This is a genomic window from Gammaproteobacteria bacterium, assembly GCA_013214945.1.
In the GTDB taxonomy this organism is placed as follows: domain Bacteria; phylum Pseudomonadota; class Gammaproteobacteria; order Enterobacterales; family Psychrobiaceae; genus Psychrobium.
This window is the reverse complement of record JABSRT010000010.1, coordinates 52,512-70,368: the sequence shown is the minus strand read 5'-3', so window position 1 is coordinate 70,368 and position 17,857 is coordinate 52,512. Positions and strand designations below refer to the sequence as shown.

Annotated in this window: 16 protein-coding genes; 4 read left to right on the top strand and 12 right to left on the bottom strand. The window is 43.3% G+C overall.

All coding sequences use genetic code 11. The annotated features are described in order from the left end of the window. The first annotated feature begins 73 nt into the window (after positions 1–73). Positions 74–586 (top strand): Spy/CpxP family protein refolding chaperone, encoded by a 513-nt coding sequence (locus HRU23_09530; GenBank protein ID NRA54371.1) that lies wholly within the window; start codon positions 74–76, stop codon positions 584–586. A gap of 57 nt (positions 587–643) precedes the next feature. Here HRU23_09530 and glnG read toward each other — a convergent pair whose 3' ends face one another. The 4 genes from glnG to glnA form a co-directional block, all read right to left on the bottom strand. After that, entirely contained in the window at positions 644–2,044 is a 1,401-nt protein-coding gene (gene glnG, locus HRU23_09525) for a nitrogen regulation protein NR(I) (protein NRA54370.1), read from the bottom strand. 10 nt (positions 2,045–2,054) lie between these two features. Next, the gene (glnL, locus tag HRU23_09520; GenBank protein NRA54369.1) at positions 2,055–3,089 is read right to left on the bottom strand and encodes a nitrogen regulation protein NR(II); all 1,035 of its coding nucleotides are present in this window, start codon (positions 3,087–3,089) and stop codon (positions 2,055–2,057) included. Between the two features lie 216 nt (positions 3,090–3,305). Next, positions 3,306–3,842, bottom strand: a complete 537-nt coding sequence (locus HRU23_09515; protein ID NRA54368.1) for a hypothetical protein — start codon at positions 3,840–3,842, stop codon at positions 3,306–3,308. A 177-nt stretch (positions 3,843–4,019) separates the two neighbouring features. Further along, complete coding sequence (gene glnA / locus HRU23_09510) at positions 4,020–5,429, bottom strand: glutamate--ammonia ligase (GenBank protein ID NRA54367.1); 1,410 nt, start codon at positions 5,427–5,429, stop codon at positions 4,020–4,022. 382 nt (positions 5,430–5,811) lie between these two features. Between glnA and typA the strand changes: the two genes are divergently transcribed. Next, a complete protein-coding gene (typA, locus tag HRU23_09505) occupies positions 5,812–7,650 on the top strand; it encodes a translational GTPase TypA (protein ID NRA54366.1) in 1,839 nt (612 codons plus the stop codon). 190 nt (positions 7,651–7,840) lie between these two features. Further along, complete coding sequence (locus tag HRU23_09500) at positions 7,841–9,310, top strand: HD domain-containing protein (GenBank protein NRA54365.1); 1,470 nt, start codon at positions 7,841–7,843, stop codon at positions 9,308–9,310. Positions 9,311–9,341: 31 nt separating this feature from the next. Here the strand turns inward: HRU23_09500 and HRU23_09495 are convergent, their stop codons facing one another. From HRU23_09495 to HRU23_09485, 3 genes are all read right to left on the bottom strand, one after another. Continuing rightward, on the bottom strand, positions 9,342–9,818 hold the full coding sequence (locus tag HRU23_09495; protein ID NRA54364.1) for an acyl-CoA thioesterase: 477 nt from the start codon (positions 9,816–9,818) through the stop codon (positions 9,342–9,344). 85 nt (positions 9,819–9,903) lie between these two features. Continuing rightward, entirely contained in the window at positions 9,904–10,440 is a 537-nt protein-coding gene (locus tag HRU23_09490) for a DUF924 domain-containing protein (GenBank protein ID NRA54363.1), read from the bottom strand. Positions 10,441–10,658: 218 nt separating this feature from the next. Next, positions 10,659–10,985, bottom strand: a complete 327-nt coding sequence (locus tag HRU23_09485; protein NRA54362.1) for a ferredoxin family protein — start codon at positions 10,983–10,985, stop codon at positions 10,659–10,661. Between the two features lie 184 nt (positions 10,986–11,169). Here HRU23_09485 and HRU23_09480 point away from each other — a divergent pair, with 184 nt between their 5' ends. Next, positions 11,170–12,780, top strand: coding sequence for an NAD(P)/FAD-dependent oxidoreductase (locus HRU23_09480; protein NRA54361.1), 1,611 nt, complete (start codon positions 11,170–11,172; stop codon positions 12,778–12,780). Positions 12,781–12,855: 75 nt separating this feature from the next. Here the strand turns inward: HRU23_09480 and rluF are convergent, their stop codons facing one another. The 5 genes from rluF to HRU23_09455 form a co-directional block, all read right to left on the bottom strand. Beyond that, on the bottom strand, positions 12,856–13,740 hold the full coding sequence (gene rluF / locus HRU23_09475) for a 23S rRNA pseudouridine(2604) synthase RluF (protein NRA54360.1): 885 nt from the start codon (positions 13,738–13,740) through the stop codon (positions 12,856–12,858). A gap of 123 nt (positions 13,741–13,863) precedes the next feature. Then, positions 13,864–14,919: a 3-deoxy-7-phosphoheptulonate synthase AroG gene (gene aroG / locus HRU23_09470; protein NRA54359.1), complete on the bottom strand. Its 1,056-nt coding sequence runs from the start codon at positions 14,917–14,919 to the stop codon at positions 13,864–13,866. A gap of 223 nt (positions 14,920–15,142) precedes the next feature. After that, the gene (locus tag HRU23_09465; protein ID NRA54358.1) at positions 15,143–15,610 is read right to left on the bottom strand and encodes a DUF2489 domain-containing protein; all 468 of its coding nucleotides are present in this window, start codon (positions 15,608–15,610) and stop codon (positions 15,143–15,145) included. 2 nt (positions 15,611–15,612) lie between these two features. Next, positions 15,613–16,182: a GTPase-activating protein gene (locus HRU23_09460; protein ID NRA54357.1), complete on the bottom strand. Its 570-nt coding sequence runs from the start codon at positions 16,180–16,182 to the stop codon at positions 15,613–15,615. Between the two features lie 936 nt (positions 16,183–17,118). After that, positions 17,119–17,721: a cytochrome c4 gene (locus HRU23_09455; GenBank protein NRA54356.1), complete on the bottom strand. Its 603-nt coding sequence runs from the start codon at positions 17,719–17,721 to the stop codon at positions 17,119–17,121. Between the last annotated feature and the right edge of the window lie 136 nt (positions 17,722–17,857).

Sequence of the window (17,857 nt, the reverse complement as noted above, 5' to 3'; positions counted from 1 at the left end):
CTTTACAACCGAGAACGTAAACTACAAATGACTCAACAAAACTCAATACGATTAAAACAGTGGGATTATATTTATGAAACATTCAACAAAATTATTATTAACAGTTGCGATGATTACCGGCCTTGGCGCGATGAGTGCGGTAATGCCGGCTGCTGCAAAAATGGACGGCGATCGCAGTGAACACCGAATCGAACGATTGACCAATCGGTTAGATTTAACCGATCAACAATCAGCGCAAATTAAGCAGTTAATGACCCAGCACCGTGAGGCGAATCCTCGTTTGAGCAAAACCGAAATCAAAGACCAAATGAAAGCGCAGCGCCAGCAGGCTCGAGAGCAATTACAGGCGATATTGGGCGCATCAGAATTTGATTCGGCCGCGGTTAAGCAATTGTTGGCTCAAGCGAGCGAGCAGCGCCAAGCACACATTGTTGGGCAAATAGAGATCAAGCACGGTATTTATCAGCTATTAAATGCTGAGCAGCAAGCGAAGTATTTAAAAATGATCGGTAAGCAGATGAAAAAAATGCAACATCATGGTAAGCGTCAGGGCAAGCATCACGGTGGTTATGACGCCGAACATTAATCTGAACGGCTGTCGCAATACGTTGCCCTAATACCAATTGGTATTAGCTTAAATTGGCTACGAAATACCTAACTCTTTTAATTTTCGGGTTAAGGTATTTCGGCCCCAGCCGAGTTTCTTGGCGGCCAACTGTTTGTGACCCGAGGTATTTGCGAGGGCACAATCAATGACAGTGCGCTCAAATGCTGGTAAAGCTTGTTCAAGAATCGCTTCGTTACCTTCGCTCAGCTGCTGATCACACCACTGACGTAATGCTTGTTGCCAGTCACTAGGTTGGGTCAGTTGTGAATTTGCCTCGGTCAGTTCAGGAGGCAGGTCGCTTACTAAAATCTCCTGACCTGAAGCCATCACCATTAACCAGCGACAACAGTTTTCTAATTGTCTGACGTTGCCGGGCCAAGCAAGTTTAGCTAAGAAAACTTCGGCTTCTTTGCTTAATTGTTTCGGTTCTACATTGAGCTCTTTCGCCGCCAGCAACAGAAAATGCTTCGTTAATACCGGGATGTCTTCTCTGCGCTCATTTAAACTCGGAATATGGATTCTGATAACATTGAGCCGATGAAACAAATCTTCACGGAAGTCACCTTGGTTAACCAATTGCTCTAAATGTTGGTGGGTTGCGGCAATAATTCGGACATCGACCGATATTGGTTGATGACCGCCGACGCGATAGAACTGACCATCGGCCAGCACTCGCAATAATCTTGTTTGAACATCGAGCGGCATATCGCCAATTTCATCTAAAAACAGCGTGCCCCCATTAGCTTGCTCAAAGCGACCTTGGCGCACGCTGTTGGCGCCGGTAAAGGCACCTTTTTCATGGCCAAATAACTCAGACTCGATCAAGTCTTTCGGAATAGCCGCCATATTTAAGGCGATAAAATTTTGCTCTTTACGTGGGCTGTGTTTATGTAAAGCTTTGGCTACTAGCTCTTTGCCTGTTCCAGATTGACCGTTGATTAAGACACTAATACTCGACGAGGACAGTCGGCCGATAGCCCTGAATACTTCCTGCATTGCTGGTGCTTCACCAATAATCTCAGGGGCGGCTGATGTGACTTTGGTGACTTTTTTACGCCGTCTGCTTTGCTCGATACTGTGTGTGATAGCACGCTGGATCAGGCTGATCGCCTCGTCAATATCAAAAGGCTTGGGTAAATACTCAAAAGCACCACTTTGATAAGCACTTACAGCACTGTCGAGATCTGAGTGGGCAGTAATGATAATAACTGGTACTTCTGGAAAGTGCTGTTGAATTCGTTGCAGCAAGACCATGCCGTCGGTGTCAGGCATGCGAACATCGGACACTATCGCACTGGGTTGTTCGTGCTGCAATGCCTCCCATAGGCTCTCGGCGGCGGCAAAACTGGCGCAGCTTATTTTGGCTGCTCCTAACGCTTTTTCTAAGACCCAACGAATAGAGCTATCATCGTCTAATACCCATACTTGTTCTGTCATGATAACTCCTTTAATTTTTAACCGGAATGGTTACGGTAAACTCGGTATGACCGGCATGACTATTAAAACTAATCCGACCATGATGTTGTTGAATTAAGGTTTGTGCGATTGATAACCCAAGGCCAGTGCCTTCTGCTCGTCCCGTTACCATCGGATAAAATAGGGTTTGTTTTAACGCGGGCGGAATACCGGGGCCGTCATCAATAATTTTTATTGCTAAGGCTAATTTATGGCGAGTGCCACCAATGGTGACTTGATTGACAACCCGGGTCGAAATGGTGATTTTTCCTTGCTGACCTAATGCCTGAATCGCATTTTGAATGATATTAAGCAAGGCTTGTTGTATTTGCTCAGGATCAATGGTGATGTCTGGAATACTGGGATCGTAATCTCGGTTAATTTCGATGGCATTAGGCAGCTCAAAGCTGACCAATTTAATTATTTTTTCAATAATCTGATGAATATTATGACTGGTATGACTAACGTGTGTATTGGGACCTAACAAACGGTCAACCAAATTATTGAGTCGGTCGGCTTGCTCCATAATCATCTGAGTATATTCTTTTGACTCATCGGTGAGTTGGCGATGCAGTAGTTGAGCGGCGCCACGCAAGCCGCCCAATGGGTTTTTAATCTCATGGGCGAGGCCGCGCACGAGATCTTTGGCTAATTGTTGCTGGGTTAACTGCTGCATTTCGGTTGAGATGCGTTGCTGTTGATCTACCTGGCGAATTTCTAACAATAGTGCTGACTGTTGTTGCCAATAAATAGGACTGGTGCAAAGATCGATCGTGATATGTTCACCGTCGATAAAAGTGAGACTGGCTAAGTTATCGGTGAAACCTTGTTGATCGGCTAGCGCTTGTTCAAACAGCTGTCGCTGTGAGCTTAACTCACGGTAAAGTTCGGCTAAGCCGATCCCAATCATGCGCTTATTACTTTGCTTGAAGAGTTGCTCGGCTGCGGCATTGACATAACAAATTTCAAAATCGTTATTAATGATCAGAATACTGGTGACTAATTGATCGAGAATTTCGTGATCCAAGTGTTGCGGCATTAAGGGCTCCAAATACGATGCTAATAATTATTTTAATGACATGAAAATATTAATCTATGGTGTGTAATACCATTACACTCAAGCCGGCGAGGCCTGCTAACGGGTTGTAATCATATATTTAATTATCACTATATCACGCGCACCAAGGTGGTGCGGTAATAGTTTGTCGTTGATCTGTATCGACAATGTTGGGGAAGAAATCCCCTAATTGGCGCGGTTAACTCGTGCTCGATGCAGATAAACGATGGTCTCAGAAGAGGTTGCAAGAATGTTGCCAAACTGATTGAGTAGTTCAGCTTTTATTCTTACTTCACCACGATCTACATTTTTCACATTAAAAACAGTGGCTTGGCTGGGGTTTTGATACGGGGTATTATTTATATATAACTGAACTTTTAATTCATCGTTTAAGCTAGGTGTCGATTGCACCACAATGGTTAGGTTGCCGTCATTAGCGCGGATTGTTTGCTGTGGTTGCGGGCTTACAATGCTGACCTCGGGTGGTTTACTCACCTGAGGTGGTTTTTTTAAGCTTGAATTTTGCTGATGTTTGACGACTGTTGACGGTAACTTCGAGGTGTTTTTAAGCGTGACTTCAGTGGCAACAGCGCCAGTAAATTGCTGATCGGAATAAGAGATAGAGCCATCGGCATGCACTTTTTTATAGACAGTTGTTGCAGTTACATTAAAGCCGATGACTGACGCAATCAGGATGATAGTTGTTAACGATAGTAATTTCATAACGGCTCCATATTGAAAAACACTGAACGGGCTTATCCATAAATTAATCAAAACAGCCGTGATGGTCAACTATCACCTGTGTTGGTAAATCTTGCAAGGGCAAATAACAAAAAGCCCGCACGAGGCGGGCTTGGACTAGCTAAATGTAATACTTAAGCGATACTAAGGTTGCTTAGTTTATACGCTGTAGTACATTTCAAATTCAACTGGATGAACAGCTAGATTTAAACGTTCAACTTCTTCACTCTTCAATGCAATGTAAGCATCGATAGAATCGTTTGAGAATACACCGCCAACAGTTAAGAATTCACGATCTGCATCAAGTGCTTTTAGAGCTTCGTCGAAAGACTCAGCGACTGTTGGAATTTCTGCTGCTTCTTCAGGAGGAAGATCGTATAGATCTTTGTCCATTGCTTCGCCTGGGTGGATCTTGTTTTTAATACCGTCAAGGCCAGCCATTAATAGCGCAGCAAATGATAAATATGGGTTAGCCGTTGGATCAGGGAAGCGAACTTCAATGCGGCGAGCTTTCGGTGATGGTACTACCGGAATACGGATTGATGCACTACGGTTACGTGCAGAGTAAGCAAGCATTACCGGCGCTTCGAAACCAGGTACCAGACGCTTGTACGAGTTAGTTGAAGCATTGGTAAATGCATTCAATGCACGAGCGTGCTTGATGATACCACCGATGTAGTACAGTGCTGTTTCAGACAAGCCGCCGTACTTATCACCGGCAAAGATGTTTTCGCCATCTTTAGCAAGAGACATATGACAGTGCATACCAGAACCGTTATCACCCACTAATGGCTTCGGCATAAAGGTAGCAGTTTTACCAAATTCGTGAGCGACGTTGTGAACAACATACTTATAAATTTGGATTTCATCGGCTTTAGCAACAATAGTGTTAAAACGACAAGCAATTTCGTTTTGACCAGCTGTTGCTACTTCATGGTGATGCGCTTCAACAACTAGGCCCATTTGGTCCATGATCAAACACATCGCGCTACGGATATCTTGCGCCGAATCAACTGGAGATACTGGGAAGTAACCGCCTTTAACGCCTGGACGGTGTCCGGTATTGCCTTCTTCATATTTAGTATTTGAGTTCCAAGATGCTTCTTTATCATCGATAGAGTAAGAAGCACCGTTCATGTCGTTTTTATAACGCACGTCATCAAACAAGAAGAACTCTGGCTCAGGACCAAACAATACATTGTCAGCAAAACCAGCACTGCGCATGTATTCTTCTGCGCGCTTAGCAACTGAACGAGGGTCGCGGTCATAACCTTGCAACGTATCAGGTTCTAAAATATCACAACGGATGTTCAAGGTTGGGATGTTAGTGAATGGGTCCATCACTGCTGTTGCCGGGTCAGGCATCATCACCATGTCTGAGTCGTTGATTGCTTTCCAGCCAGCAATTGAAGAACCATCGAACATTTTACCGTCTTCAAAGAAGTCTTCATTAACTTGATGTGCTGGGATACTAATGTGTTGTTCTTTACCTTTAGTATCGGTGAAACGTAAATCAATAAATTTTACGTCGTTTTCTTTAATTAACTCAAAAACATTTTCTACAGACATCTGATGTTTCCTTCAAAATAGATAATAATAAAATTCAACTGGAATATTAGTAGCTAAAACCATGCCATTTTTTTAAGTAGCTGATACTTAGATGATACTTGTTTTGTGTTGTGGTTTTAGACTATGTTACGCACCAATCTGATCATGCTTGTGCACCATTATGGTGCGCTGCTTGGGTGCGTTATGCTGGTGCAATAGCAGTCTAATCTAGAGTGTTCTGTGCTTTATGTCTAATTATTACCACTTAAGCAAGCTTTGTGCTAAAGCCACCGATTAAATAGATAGCTTTTAGACCCGCAAGCCTGTAGAATTTGTCGCCTAAAATTTAGTCACCCCCGAATGATTGCAACTTTCGTAATCACTCATGTTTAGGCGAGATATAATGTCAAATAATATTACTGATATCAGCAAGTTGCGTAACATCGCAATTATTGCTCACGTTGACCATGGTAAGACAACATTGGTTGATAAATTGTTATCGCAATCTGGTACAGTTGAAACACGCGGCGAAGCTGAAGAGCGTGTAATGGATTCGAACGATCTTGAAAAAGAACGTGGTATAACCATCTTAGCAAAACCAACTGCGATTAACTGGAATGATCACCGCATCAACATCGTTGATACTCCTGGTCACGCCGATTTCGGTGGTGAAGTTGAACGTATCATGTCGATGGTTGATTCAGTATTGCTACTAGTTGACGCAGTTGACGGCCCGATGCCTCAAACGCGCTTCGTTACGCAAAAAGCATTTGCTCAAGGCCTAAAGCCAATCGTTGTTATTAACAAGATTGACCGTCCTGGCGCTCGTCCTGAATGGGTTATGGATCAAATCTTTGATTTATTCGATAACTTAGGCGCGACTGATGAACAGCTAGATTTCACCGTAGTTTATGCTTCTGCATTAAACGGTTGGGCAACAATGGACTTAGACGTTGAGTCTGACAACATGGAACCATTGTTCCAAGCTATCGTTGATAATGTTGAAGCTCCTGAAGGTGACGCTGAAGGCGCATTACAGGTTCAAATTTCACAGCTAGATTACAACTCTTACGTTGGCGTTATCGGCGTTGGTCGTATCACCCGTGGTAAGGTTGCTCCTAACCAACAAGTTGTTGTTTCAATGGCTGACGGTACTACTCGTAAAGCTAAAGTCGGTACTGTATTGGGTTACCTAGGCTTAGAACGTCACGAAATGGACGAAGCTTGTGCGGGTAACTTAGTTGCAATCACTGGCCTTGGCGAACTAAAAATCTCTGACACTGTTTGTGCCGTTGATTGTGTTGAGCCATTACCATTGTTGAGCGTTGATGAACCAACTGTAACCATGACTTTCCAAGTAAACAACTCTCCGTTTGCTGGTAAAGAAGGTAAATTTGTTACTTCTCGTAACATTGCAGAGCGTTTACAGCAAGAGCTTATTCATAACGTTGCATTACGCGTTGAAGCAGGTTCTGACTCGGATAAGTTTAAAGTATCGGGTCGTGGCGAACTTCACCTAGGTATCTTAATCGAAACCATGCGTCGTGAAGGTTTCGAAATGGCGATTTCTCGTCCTGAAGTTATCCTCAAAGAAGTTGATGGCGTACTAATGGAGCCAATGGAAAAAGTTACTGTTGATGTTGAAGAACAGCATCAAGGCACAGTAATGGAAAAACTTGGTATCCGTAAAGCTGTAATGTATGACATGCAGTTAGACGGTAAAGGCCGTGTTCGTATCGATTTCGATATGCCTTCACGTGGTCTTATCGGTTTCCAAACTGACTTCATGTCTATGACTTCTGGTTCTGGTCTAATTTACCATACGTTTGAAGAATACGGCCCACACAAAGGCGGCAACATCGGCCAGCGTTCTAACGGCGTATTAATTTCTAACGCTACTGGTAAGGCTTTGACTTACTCGTTGTTTAACTTACAACAACGTGGTCGTTTATTTACTCAGCATGCTGAAGAAGTTTACGAAGGTCAAATCTTAGGTATTCACAGCCGTGAGAACGATTTAACTGTTACCGCTCTTAAGGGCAAGCAGTTAACTAACGTTCGTACATCAGGTACTGATGAAGCTCAGGTACTTACTACGCCAATCATTTACACCCTAGAGCAAGCTCTAGAGTTTATCGATGATGATGAGCTAGTTGAAGTAACACCAAAGAGCATTCGTATCCGTAAGAGACTTCTTACAGAAAACGATCGTAAGCGCGCTAACCGCGGTGGACCAAAATAGTATTTACCGACATTAAAGGTAAATAATAAAAAGGGACTGATTATTCAGTCCCTTTTTTTTGCTTTTACTTTTGCTTGGCGAAGTTCGGTTGTCTTGTGTTGTGCGATCAAAGTGATTAAATTATACCAATTTAAAGGGGTTTTTAATGATTGAAAAAAAACTAGTTGAGCCTACTTTATTACCATCGGTGATGCCAAGTACTCGAGAACGCAGTCATGCTAGTCGCTATGCAGCGCTGTGCCATTACTTGATCGCGACGGTGTTATTTGCCGTTTATGGCGATCAGGTGTGTCCGTTTCTTGAGGCTATTTCCCCGATCCAGCTGATGGCTCCTTTACTGCTTGCGTACCCTTTGCGCGAGTTACTGATCCGTCGAATAGCGAATCGTTCTGGCGCTAAGGTTACGACTCAGCTGACGATCGATTTGGCACTTTTTATCACTGCTGGCATTGGCTTGGCCGCAGTAAATTGGCTGATATTTGATACGCCTTGGCATAGTAACGCTAAGGTTATTGTTGGCATGGCGATATTAGGTCTGTTTGTTGCGATCGACTTGGCTCTATTGGCTGAACGTCAATTGTTAAGTGATATTTCTGTCACAGACCAGCCGATTGAGCGGGGGCCGATAGTCTCATTTTCTCAAAAATTTAGTCTACTCGCGATCTTGATTATCGTTAGCATGGCACTGGTGCTATTTTTGGTGGTCAATAAAGATTTAGATTGGTTATTAAGTGAAGGGTTAGCCTTAGGGGCCACTGAGGCACGCACGAGTATTTTGTTTGAAATAGCCCTAATTATGGTGACGTTTCTTATTTACAGTGTGCGTATTGTTTTGTCTTATGCCAAAAATTTAACGTGTTACTTGGCGCAACAAACCGCGGCGTTAGCTGCCGTAGCGCAAGGCGACCTAACTGTGCGAGTACCTGTGGTGAGCCAGGATGAATTTGGCTTAATGGCACGCGATACTAACCTGATGATTGAGCGCTTGTTAGGTTATCAGAACGAATTAAAATTGACCCGAGATGCTTCTATCTTAGCGCTGGCCTCATTAGCTGAAACGCGAGACAACGAAACCGGGGCCCACATTTTACGGACCCAACGTTATGTCAAAGTACTGGCTGAGCACTTAAGCAGTCATCCTGATTTTAGCGCCGTGCTTAATTTTGAAACCATTGAATTACTGTATAAATCGGCACCATTACATGATGTTGGCAAGGTTGGCATTGTCGATAGCATCCTGTTAAAACCGGGTAAATTAACCGACGACGAATTTGTCATCATGAAGACGCATGCGCAGCTAGGATCGGATGCGTTGCTGGTTGCGGAAGAACAAATGGGCAGTAATTCATTTTTACGCTATGCACGGGAAATTGCGTTAACGCACCATGAGAAGTGGGATGGTTCCGGTTATCCTAATGCTTTGCGTGGTGACGATATTCCATTGTCAGGGCGTTTAATGGCCTTAGCGGATGTTTATGATGCCTTGCTTAGCAAAAGGGTCTACAAGCCGGCATTTAGCCATGAGCAGGCTAAAGAAGTTATTTTAAAAGGTCGTGGTAGTCACTTCGATCCACGGGTAGTTGTGGCATTTGAAGCTTGTGAAATGGAGTTTGTGGCAATTGCTGAGCAATTTAGAGATGCAGTTCAGGCGAGCCATTAACAAAGATTAATTGTTAATGGCTCCATCGTGATTAATCGACAAAAATTTGCATTTCTTCGCCGATCTGTTTGCGCATTTCCATCAGCTTAACCGCTGCAGTGTACTGGCGCTTATCAGATTCTGATTCAGGTTCCCATTTCGGTACCTGAATGCTTTGTCCTGCCTCATCAACCGCAACCATAATGACGATACAGTGCGTGGTTAAACGTTTGTTGAGTGACTTAGGATCACAAGCGGTTACTTCAAGTGCAATGTGCATTGATGAATTACCCGTGTATATAACCTTGCCAGTTACTTCGACTAGGCTGCCGACATGGATTGGTGCGACAAATCTAATGCCACCGGCATAGGCCGTAATACAGTAACGACCACTCCATCCTGCAGCACAGGCGTAAGCTGCTAAATCGATCCATTTCATGACGGCGCCGCCATGTACTTTGCCGCCAAAATTTACGTCCTGTGGCTCTGCTAAAAATCGTAACGTCAGTTCACGCTGAGGCTTATTCATTAGTGTTATTCTTTGTATGATAAATAATAGGGTATTATTTTCTCACTTATGACCTCAAGTTTGAAGTAACTTTTCGCGCCATCGATTAAAAACTACTACCTGATTGCTTTAAAAACGACCGTTCTTGGGCTGTTGACTCTCTGCCAAGGATTTCGTTGCGGTGAGGGTAGCGACCAAACTGCTCAATTATTTTATGATGACGGATCTCAAAGTTTAAATTATCGGCTAACGCGTTGCTGGTATATAGCTCGAGTGCTGTTTGGTGGATTAATAATGATTCGCTATGCATTAATGGTAAATAGATAAAATTGCGTTGTTGCGGTGGTAATTCTTGGTCAGCACCGAGGCTGATGGCGTGCTGAGCTAAAGATAATGCCAAGGGGTCACAAGCGAAGGCTAAGGGTGATTCGCGGTAGATGTTACGAGAAAACTGATCCAGTACAATGATTTCAGCCAGTCGACCGCGCGCTTCTTCACGCCAAGTATATAATTCACATAAGCTTGCTTTGTGGTGTATTTCGCCAAAACGCCGCTCAATCAGTTGGTCCAGCGCTAGATCTTTTATCCACCATTGTGCTGGGCTTAATTCTTCAAACCAAAAGCGTAATATTTCATTATACATGACATCACCTTTGCTTAATTGAGTGATAAGTCTAGTCGAAATTTGGCTAGTTATCGTCCAGAAACAGACATCCTTGTCTGTTTCTGGAGACGCTACCGTAAAACGTGGTTTTACTTCGCCAACATTTTCAACAAGTTGAAAATGTTGGCACATCCCTGTACCACATAGCCAGTGTCCTGCTTCGCAGTTTCTGGATGGACACTGGCTAGAATATCTATTTACTCAATGACGAGGTATTGCAGTTTGTCGCTAACGCCATTCCATTGGTCGGCATCAGCAGGGGCGGCAATTACCTCGGTTATTTTCGGCCACAGCTGCGCGAGTTCGGCGTTTAGTTCAACAAAGTTTTGCTGGTCTACTGCCAACTCATCTTCTTGAACAATTGCACCGGCGGGGCATTCTGGAGTGCACAAATCGCAATCAATACAATCGTCAGGGTTAATCGCTAAAAAATTTGGCCCTTGGTGAAATGCGTCAGCAGGACAGACAGATACACAATCGGTATATTTGCATAAAATACAATTGTCGGTGACGACGAATGTCATTGGGGTTCTCCGAAAAATAAAATAAAGCGCCCAGATCATACCTACTACTGAGCATATATCAAATCTCAAATCAGATAAATGTGCTATCTGCTAGCTGGCGCGATTAATTCCCTGCCGCAAACACCAAAAAGGCGTACAATAGCGCCAATTTACTATAGCTAAGTAACACAATCGGGACCTTATCATGATACGACTTTCCAACTTAAAACTGGGCTTAGATCACACAGAACAAGATCTGGCTAACATCATCATGTTTACGCTTAAAATACGCAGTGAGCAATTAATTAATACCACTATTTTCCGCCGCGGTATCGATGCGCGTAAGAAGCGTAATATCATTTTGCTATATACCGTTGATGTTGAAACGACAGATGATGCGATGTTATTAGAGCGATTTAGTGACAATCAAAGTGTTAAAGCAACGCCAGACATGGAATATAAGTATGTTACCAGCGCCGTAGAAGACTTTGGTGACCGTCCTGTGGTGATAGGTTTTGGCCCTTGTGGGATTTTTGTCGGGCTTATTTTGGCTCAAATGGGCTTTCGACCAATCATCCTTGACCGTGGCAAGGAAGTGCGTGAACGAACCAAAGATACTTTTGGTTTTTGGCGTAAAAAGGAACTCAATACCGAATCTAATGTTCAGTTTGGTGAAGGCGGTGCTGGCACTTTTTCTGATGGTAAATTGTCGACTCAAATTAAAGATCGTAAGCATTATTGCCGTAAGGTACTTAATGAATTCGTTGATGCAGGCGCGCCGGAAGAAATTCTGTACGTCAGCAAGCCGCACATCGGTACGTTCAAATTAGTCACCATGGTTGAGAAAATTCGCGCTAAGATTATCGAGCTTGGCGGTGAAATTCGCTTTAGTGCCCGAGTTGACGATTTGGACATTGAAGACGGTCAAATCGTTGGGTTAACGCTTAACGGTGGCGACAAGATTAAGTCGAAACATATCGCGCTGGCAATTGGCCATAGTGCGCGTGATACCTTTGATATGATCCACCAAAAAGGGGTCTACATTGAAGCTAAGCCGTTTTCTGTTGGTTTTAGAATTGAACACAAACAAGCGCTAATCGATGAAGCCTGCTTTGGCAAGTCGGCTGGTCATCCGGTATTGGGATCTGCAGATTACAAATTAGTGCACCATTGTAAAAATGGCCGTTCTGTTTATAGTTTTTGTATGTGTCCCGGTGGTACGGTGGTTGCGGCGACCTCAGAAGAAAATCGCGTGGTTACTAATGGCATGAGCCAATATTCACGTAACGAAATGAATGCCAACAGTGCAATTGTGGTCGGTATTGATCCGAGTGATTTCCCGGGTGACCCATTGGCCGGAGTTGAACTGCAACGTCAGCTAGAAAGTGCTGCGTTTAAGTTAGGTGGTGAAAATTACGATGCGCCTGCGCAACTTGTTGGTGATTTTATGAAAGGTAAATCGTCTGAACAGTTAGGTGCTGTTAATCCATCATACAAACCGGGGATCAAATTAACCGACTTGACCAGCTTATTACCTGACTATTGTAATGAAGCCTTGCGCGAAGCCTTGCCGGCCTTCAATCGTAAAATTCATGGTTTTGCGATGGATGAAGCGACGTTAACTGGGGTAGAGACACGAACTTCGTCACCTATCTGCATTAAGCGTGACCGTGAGTATCAAAGTATTAATGTTCGCGGATTGTTTCCTGCTGGTGAAGGCGCAGGTTATGCTGGCGGTATTATGTCTGCTGCAATTGATGGGATTAAAGTGGCCGAAGCGATGGCATTAAGTATTAATGGCGAGCCAACGGCTTAACAATATCCCCTGAATGAGATACGAAGGGCAGTCAAATGATTGCCCTAAACTTACTAACTGAGCTAAATGACTAATTTAGCTCTTTTTGTTTGGGGTGTAAGCGTACTTCTCTTTCTTTGGCTGACGCTCGCTGCGGCGGTCAGTTGAACGGCCAACCGATAACTTACCGCTGCGTGCCGCGATTGGTTTGTCACGATAGCTGGCAGTTGACGTTGACGCTTCCTTGGTTTTGGTCGAGTCGGCAATCAGCTGATTAAGGCCAGTCATTTCTTGTTTGTTTAAATGACGCCATTCGCCTGTTGCCAGGTTGTCTACTGTCAAGTTCATAATCCGCATGCGTTTTAGCTTACGTACGCGAAAGCCGAAATGTTCACACATTCGGCGAATTTGGCGATTAAGCCCTTGAGTTAAGATTATTTCAAAGCTGCGTGGACCCGTCTGCTTGACCTTACACTTATTCGTGACAGTCTCGAGGATCGGCACACCATTGCCCATGCCAAAGATAAAATTGCCATCGATTGTTTTATCAACCGTGACCACATACTCTTTTTCGTGGTTGTTGCCAGCCCGCAAGATTTTATTAACAATATCGCCGTCATTGGTTAATAAAATTAAGCCTTCAGAGGGCTTATCTAAACGGCCAATCGGGAAAATACGATCAGGATAATTAACAAAGTCGATAATATTGCCATCAATATGCTGATCAGTCGTACAGGTAATGCCTTGGGGTTTATTAAGGGCAATGTAAACGGGATCAGCTTTAGTGCCAATCAGCTTACCACTGACTCTTACTTCGTCGCCCGGTTGTACTTTCATGCCCATAACTACCTTATCACCATTGATGGTAATAATGCCCAAATCGACGTACTTGTCGGCTTCACGGCGTGAACAATAACCCGCTTCGCTTAAAAATTTATTTACCCGAATACCGGTTGATGGTTGATCAGCTTGTTGAGACATAGGACAAGGAACTTATTAGCAAAAATGAAGCGACAATTTTACCATTGATTGGCTAGCGCGAATATAGCTATTTGATGGTTGTGATGAGAATGGCCTAACGGGCGTTAGGCCATCTTTGCACTACTATAGTGCGCGGCGAGCTTTTACAGCGTCAGCCAGCTGTTGTAATACAGTTTCTGTGTCTGACCAGCCAATGCAGGCATCGGTAACACTTTGACCATAAGTCTCTGCTTTACCGTCAATAAAGTCTTGGCGGCCTTCAACTAGGTGACTTTCGACCATCACACCGAAGATCGAGCTATCGCCTTGGCTAATTTGCTGACAAACATCAGTTGTCACGTCTAATTGACGTTTAAACTGTTTTGAACTGTTAGCGTGGCTAAAATCGATCATAATATTATTAGGCAGTTTAGCCTTGGTCAGTTGCTCGTTAACGGCAGCAACATGTTCTTTACTATAATTTGGCTCTTTACCACCGCGCAAAATTATATGGCAACCTTCGTTACCCGCAGTTTGGATAATCGCTGAATGACCATATTTAGTCACTGACAAGAAATTATGCGGTGCACTTGCGGCGCCAATGGCATCGATCGCCACTTTAATTGTGCCGTCAGTACCATTTTTAAAACCGATCGGGCATGACATACCAGAGGCTAGTTCACGATGAACCTGAGACTCGGTAGTACGTGCGCCAATAGCGCCCCAGCTCATTAAGTCTGCAATGTATTGTGGGGTAATCATATCGAGGAATTCGCCAGCCGTTGGCAGGCCTAATTCATTAACATCGAGTAACAATTTACGCGCAATGCGCAAACCGTCATTAATATGAAAGCTGTTATCCATCGCAGGATCATTAATCAGGCCTTTCCAGCCAACAGTCGTGCGTGGCTTTTCGAAATATACCCGCATCACTATTTCAAGCTCATTGGCATGACTTAGGCGCAGGGCCTTTAAGCGGTTTGCGTATTCGATAGCTGCATCGGTATCATGAATAGAGCAAGGACCAACCACAATGAGCAATCGGTCATCATGGCCGGTTAAAATATTATGGGTCGCAGCGCGTGACTCAAAGACGGTCTTCGAAGCGGTTTGGCTCAGTGGAAATCGTTCTAGCAAGGCGACTGGTGGTAATAATTCTTTGATTTTTGTTATGTTTATATCATCTGTCTGGTAATGCATATGCGCCTATCTTATTTTCCATGATTTTAATGTGGTTGTTACGTTAACGTGACTACCACAAATACGCAATCATTGATTTGGTCGATTTTATTCAACCTTAGTCTGGCTGGGCGCGAGTTCACATAATATTGATAGGGGAGGTTGTTTCTCGATTGATAGGGTAGTCACTGGATTGATAAGCTGGGAGTTGCTGCAACCGAAACGGGTCACAGCGGGTGGTTAATTACAAATTAAACGCTAGCAAATTACGACATTCTTCGCTAATGGCTACTTGTAACTCTTGCTCCCATTGAGCGCGTTTAACATCAAAACGCATGCGCTCTTGACGTTTTAGTGCCTTGTACGCCTTATGCGTCGGGTACTGCGCTAATTGCTGATCCAGTTGGTGAATCGCCGGGAACTGCTGTGGGTAGTTAGCGTCACCGTTAACATGATAAGTTTCAAGTAAACGACTGATCCGGATGGCGCCCTCAGATAGCTCGCATTGTTGTTCAACCAAAGCTTTGGCGATTAAGCGAATGCTTTCAGCTATTTTTTCATTGCGGGCGTTGATTGTTTGCTGCTGCGCGTCTAGCTGTTGCGCCAGCTGCTTTTTTTGCATTGTCAGTTGACTCAGCAATTTACCGGCGTAAACAGCCAAAGCCACCACAATAACAATGGCGACTAGGATCAAACCAATATTAATGCTCACTGCTAATCTCTAAAGTTATCAAGATCTACATTGTCATATCTTGCCAAAATATCCTGCTCTGGCTGTTCGCTTGATTCTTCTTCGTCATCCTCATCTTCGACTAAGTCTAACTCAATCATTAGTTCCTGATGGCGAGCTGATATTTGGTCAACGTACTGCTGGTCTTCAGCCGAGATGTTTTGCTCATTATCAAGGATGTCGAGTAACTCATTAAGGCGAACATCAGCTTCAATCTGCTCAAGCTCTTGCTGTGGCGTTAACGTTGTTACAGGTTTTGGCTTTGGCGTTTTAGTTTTCTTAACTTTAACCTTTGGCATCATTGGTGCTGAGGGTGGCGTAGCAATTAATGAAATCGCTTTTTTACTGCCAATGCGCAGATCTTGATCACCGTGCGATGATTTAGATTGGCTTTTCGTTTTTTTCTTAACACCGTCGATATTGGCTTTCGCACCAGCAGGGCGGCCTTTGCCTTTCTTTTTTGCTAATTTGCTTTGCATTTCAGATTGTTTTAATAAGGGTTTCTTGGCAGCGCCAATAGACTTCTCGGTCCGGTTTTTTTTGATGCGAGTCATAGCTATATATACACAGAAGATAATTAGGATGCTTTATACCAGATTTTGGCAGAAATTTCATTAATCAGGTTAAAAAACGTGCGGTCAAACTCAAAGTTTTTATTGAGATGATGTTGAAATTATTTTTTAGCAATAAAAAAGCGGCAGATTTCTCTGCCGCCCAGTGGTTTTACACCACTCTCAGATTTGAATCAATATGCAAATCTGAAAGAAAGTTAACTTACCAACAAAATATTTTTATTATTGTTTTTTCTTCTTATTATTTTTAAGTCAAATGACTTCAACCATCATTCACAACTTGTGAATATTACGCAATCCTTGCGCTGCCTCCTAATAAGGTAGGGCTGGTTATAAACTGAAAACAAAGTTTTCATTGTCACCTAAATGACTTTTTATTATTTTTCCTGAAAAACAGGCTGACTTTAAAATAAAGTCTTATAAATTGATATCTAAGTGATACCGAAACACAAATGTGTTGTTTATTATTGTTTTTAAATTTTAGTAAATAGTCGTTAAATGCATATTATTATTAAATTGTTATTATTGTTCTGAGCTGCGTTTAACTGGGTGATACTTTAATGATTCATGGCAGGAGTACAAGTGTTTTTTGTTTTTTATTTTTAACAAAAATAACAGAGAAGATGTAACTGATTGACATATATCTACTTTTGCTTATCTTGACGTTTACGTAATGGCGGATATCTCAATGTTATAGTGGTCATTATTGCACGGCAAGTCGGGGTGTTCTCTCTTTTATTGTCGATAATTGATGTTTTATTGTTCATGTTCGTACTTGAAATCCTTCTAATGTTGCTTTTTTGTTAACCTATTTGTTATTGAATAGTCGGTCAGGCACGATTATTCATAAATTATAGCGCTAAAAAAACCCGCGTTGGCGAGGCCAAAGCGGGTTTTTAAAACGCGAGTTAGTCGCGTTTAGTGTAAACCACCTAAGTAAGTGGCCAATGCAGATATTTCTGCATCGGTTAACTTGGCGGTTGTATCAGCCATCATTGACTGAGGATCATTTTGACGCTCACCACTGCGGAAGCTTTTAAGCTGCGCTTCAATATACGGTGCATGCTGGTTTGAGATCTTAGGGAATCGAGCCAAACCGCTGCCATTGCCTCTAGGGCCGTGACAAGACATACATGAAGCTATCTTACGCTCCATGTCACCACCGCGGTATAGATCTTGAGCGACCAGCACAGATTCTTCGGTGCTGGTACCTTCAGTCATACCAACAGACTGATAGTAAGAGGCTATATCAGCCATATCTTGTTCAGAAAGCCCCGCAGCCATCCCCATCATAATAGGGTTTTTACGTGCCCCTGATTTGAAATCTTTCAATTGCTTAATTAGATAATCTGAATGTTGACCGGCCAGCTTGGGGTATATATCGATCAAGCTATTACCATCAGGTCCGTGACAGGCAGCACACATCGCTGCTTTTTCTTTCCCTGCTTCTGCATTACCAGCGGCGTTTACACTGCCAACCAGACCTGCCAAAAGCGAGAGTGCTATTGCTACTTTTTTCATGGCGTCCCAACTTTTTGCTGTTTTATTATGATTGCTATTACTCACAAGCCCTGCAGGCATGATAAACTCCCCGACATAAGCTAATAAACCAGCTATTCTACATGAAAAAATGAAAAAGTAATCAGCTCGTAGTCTA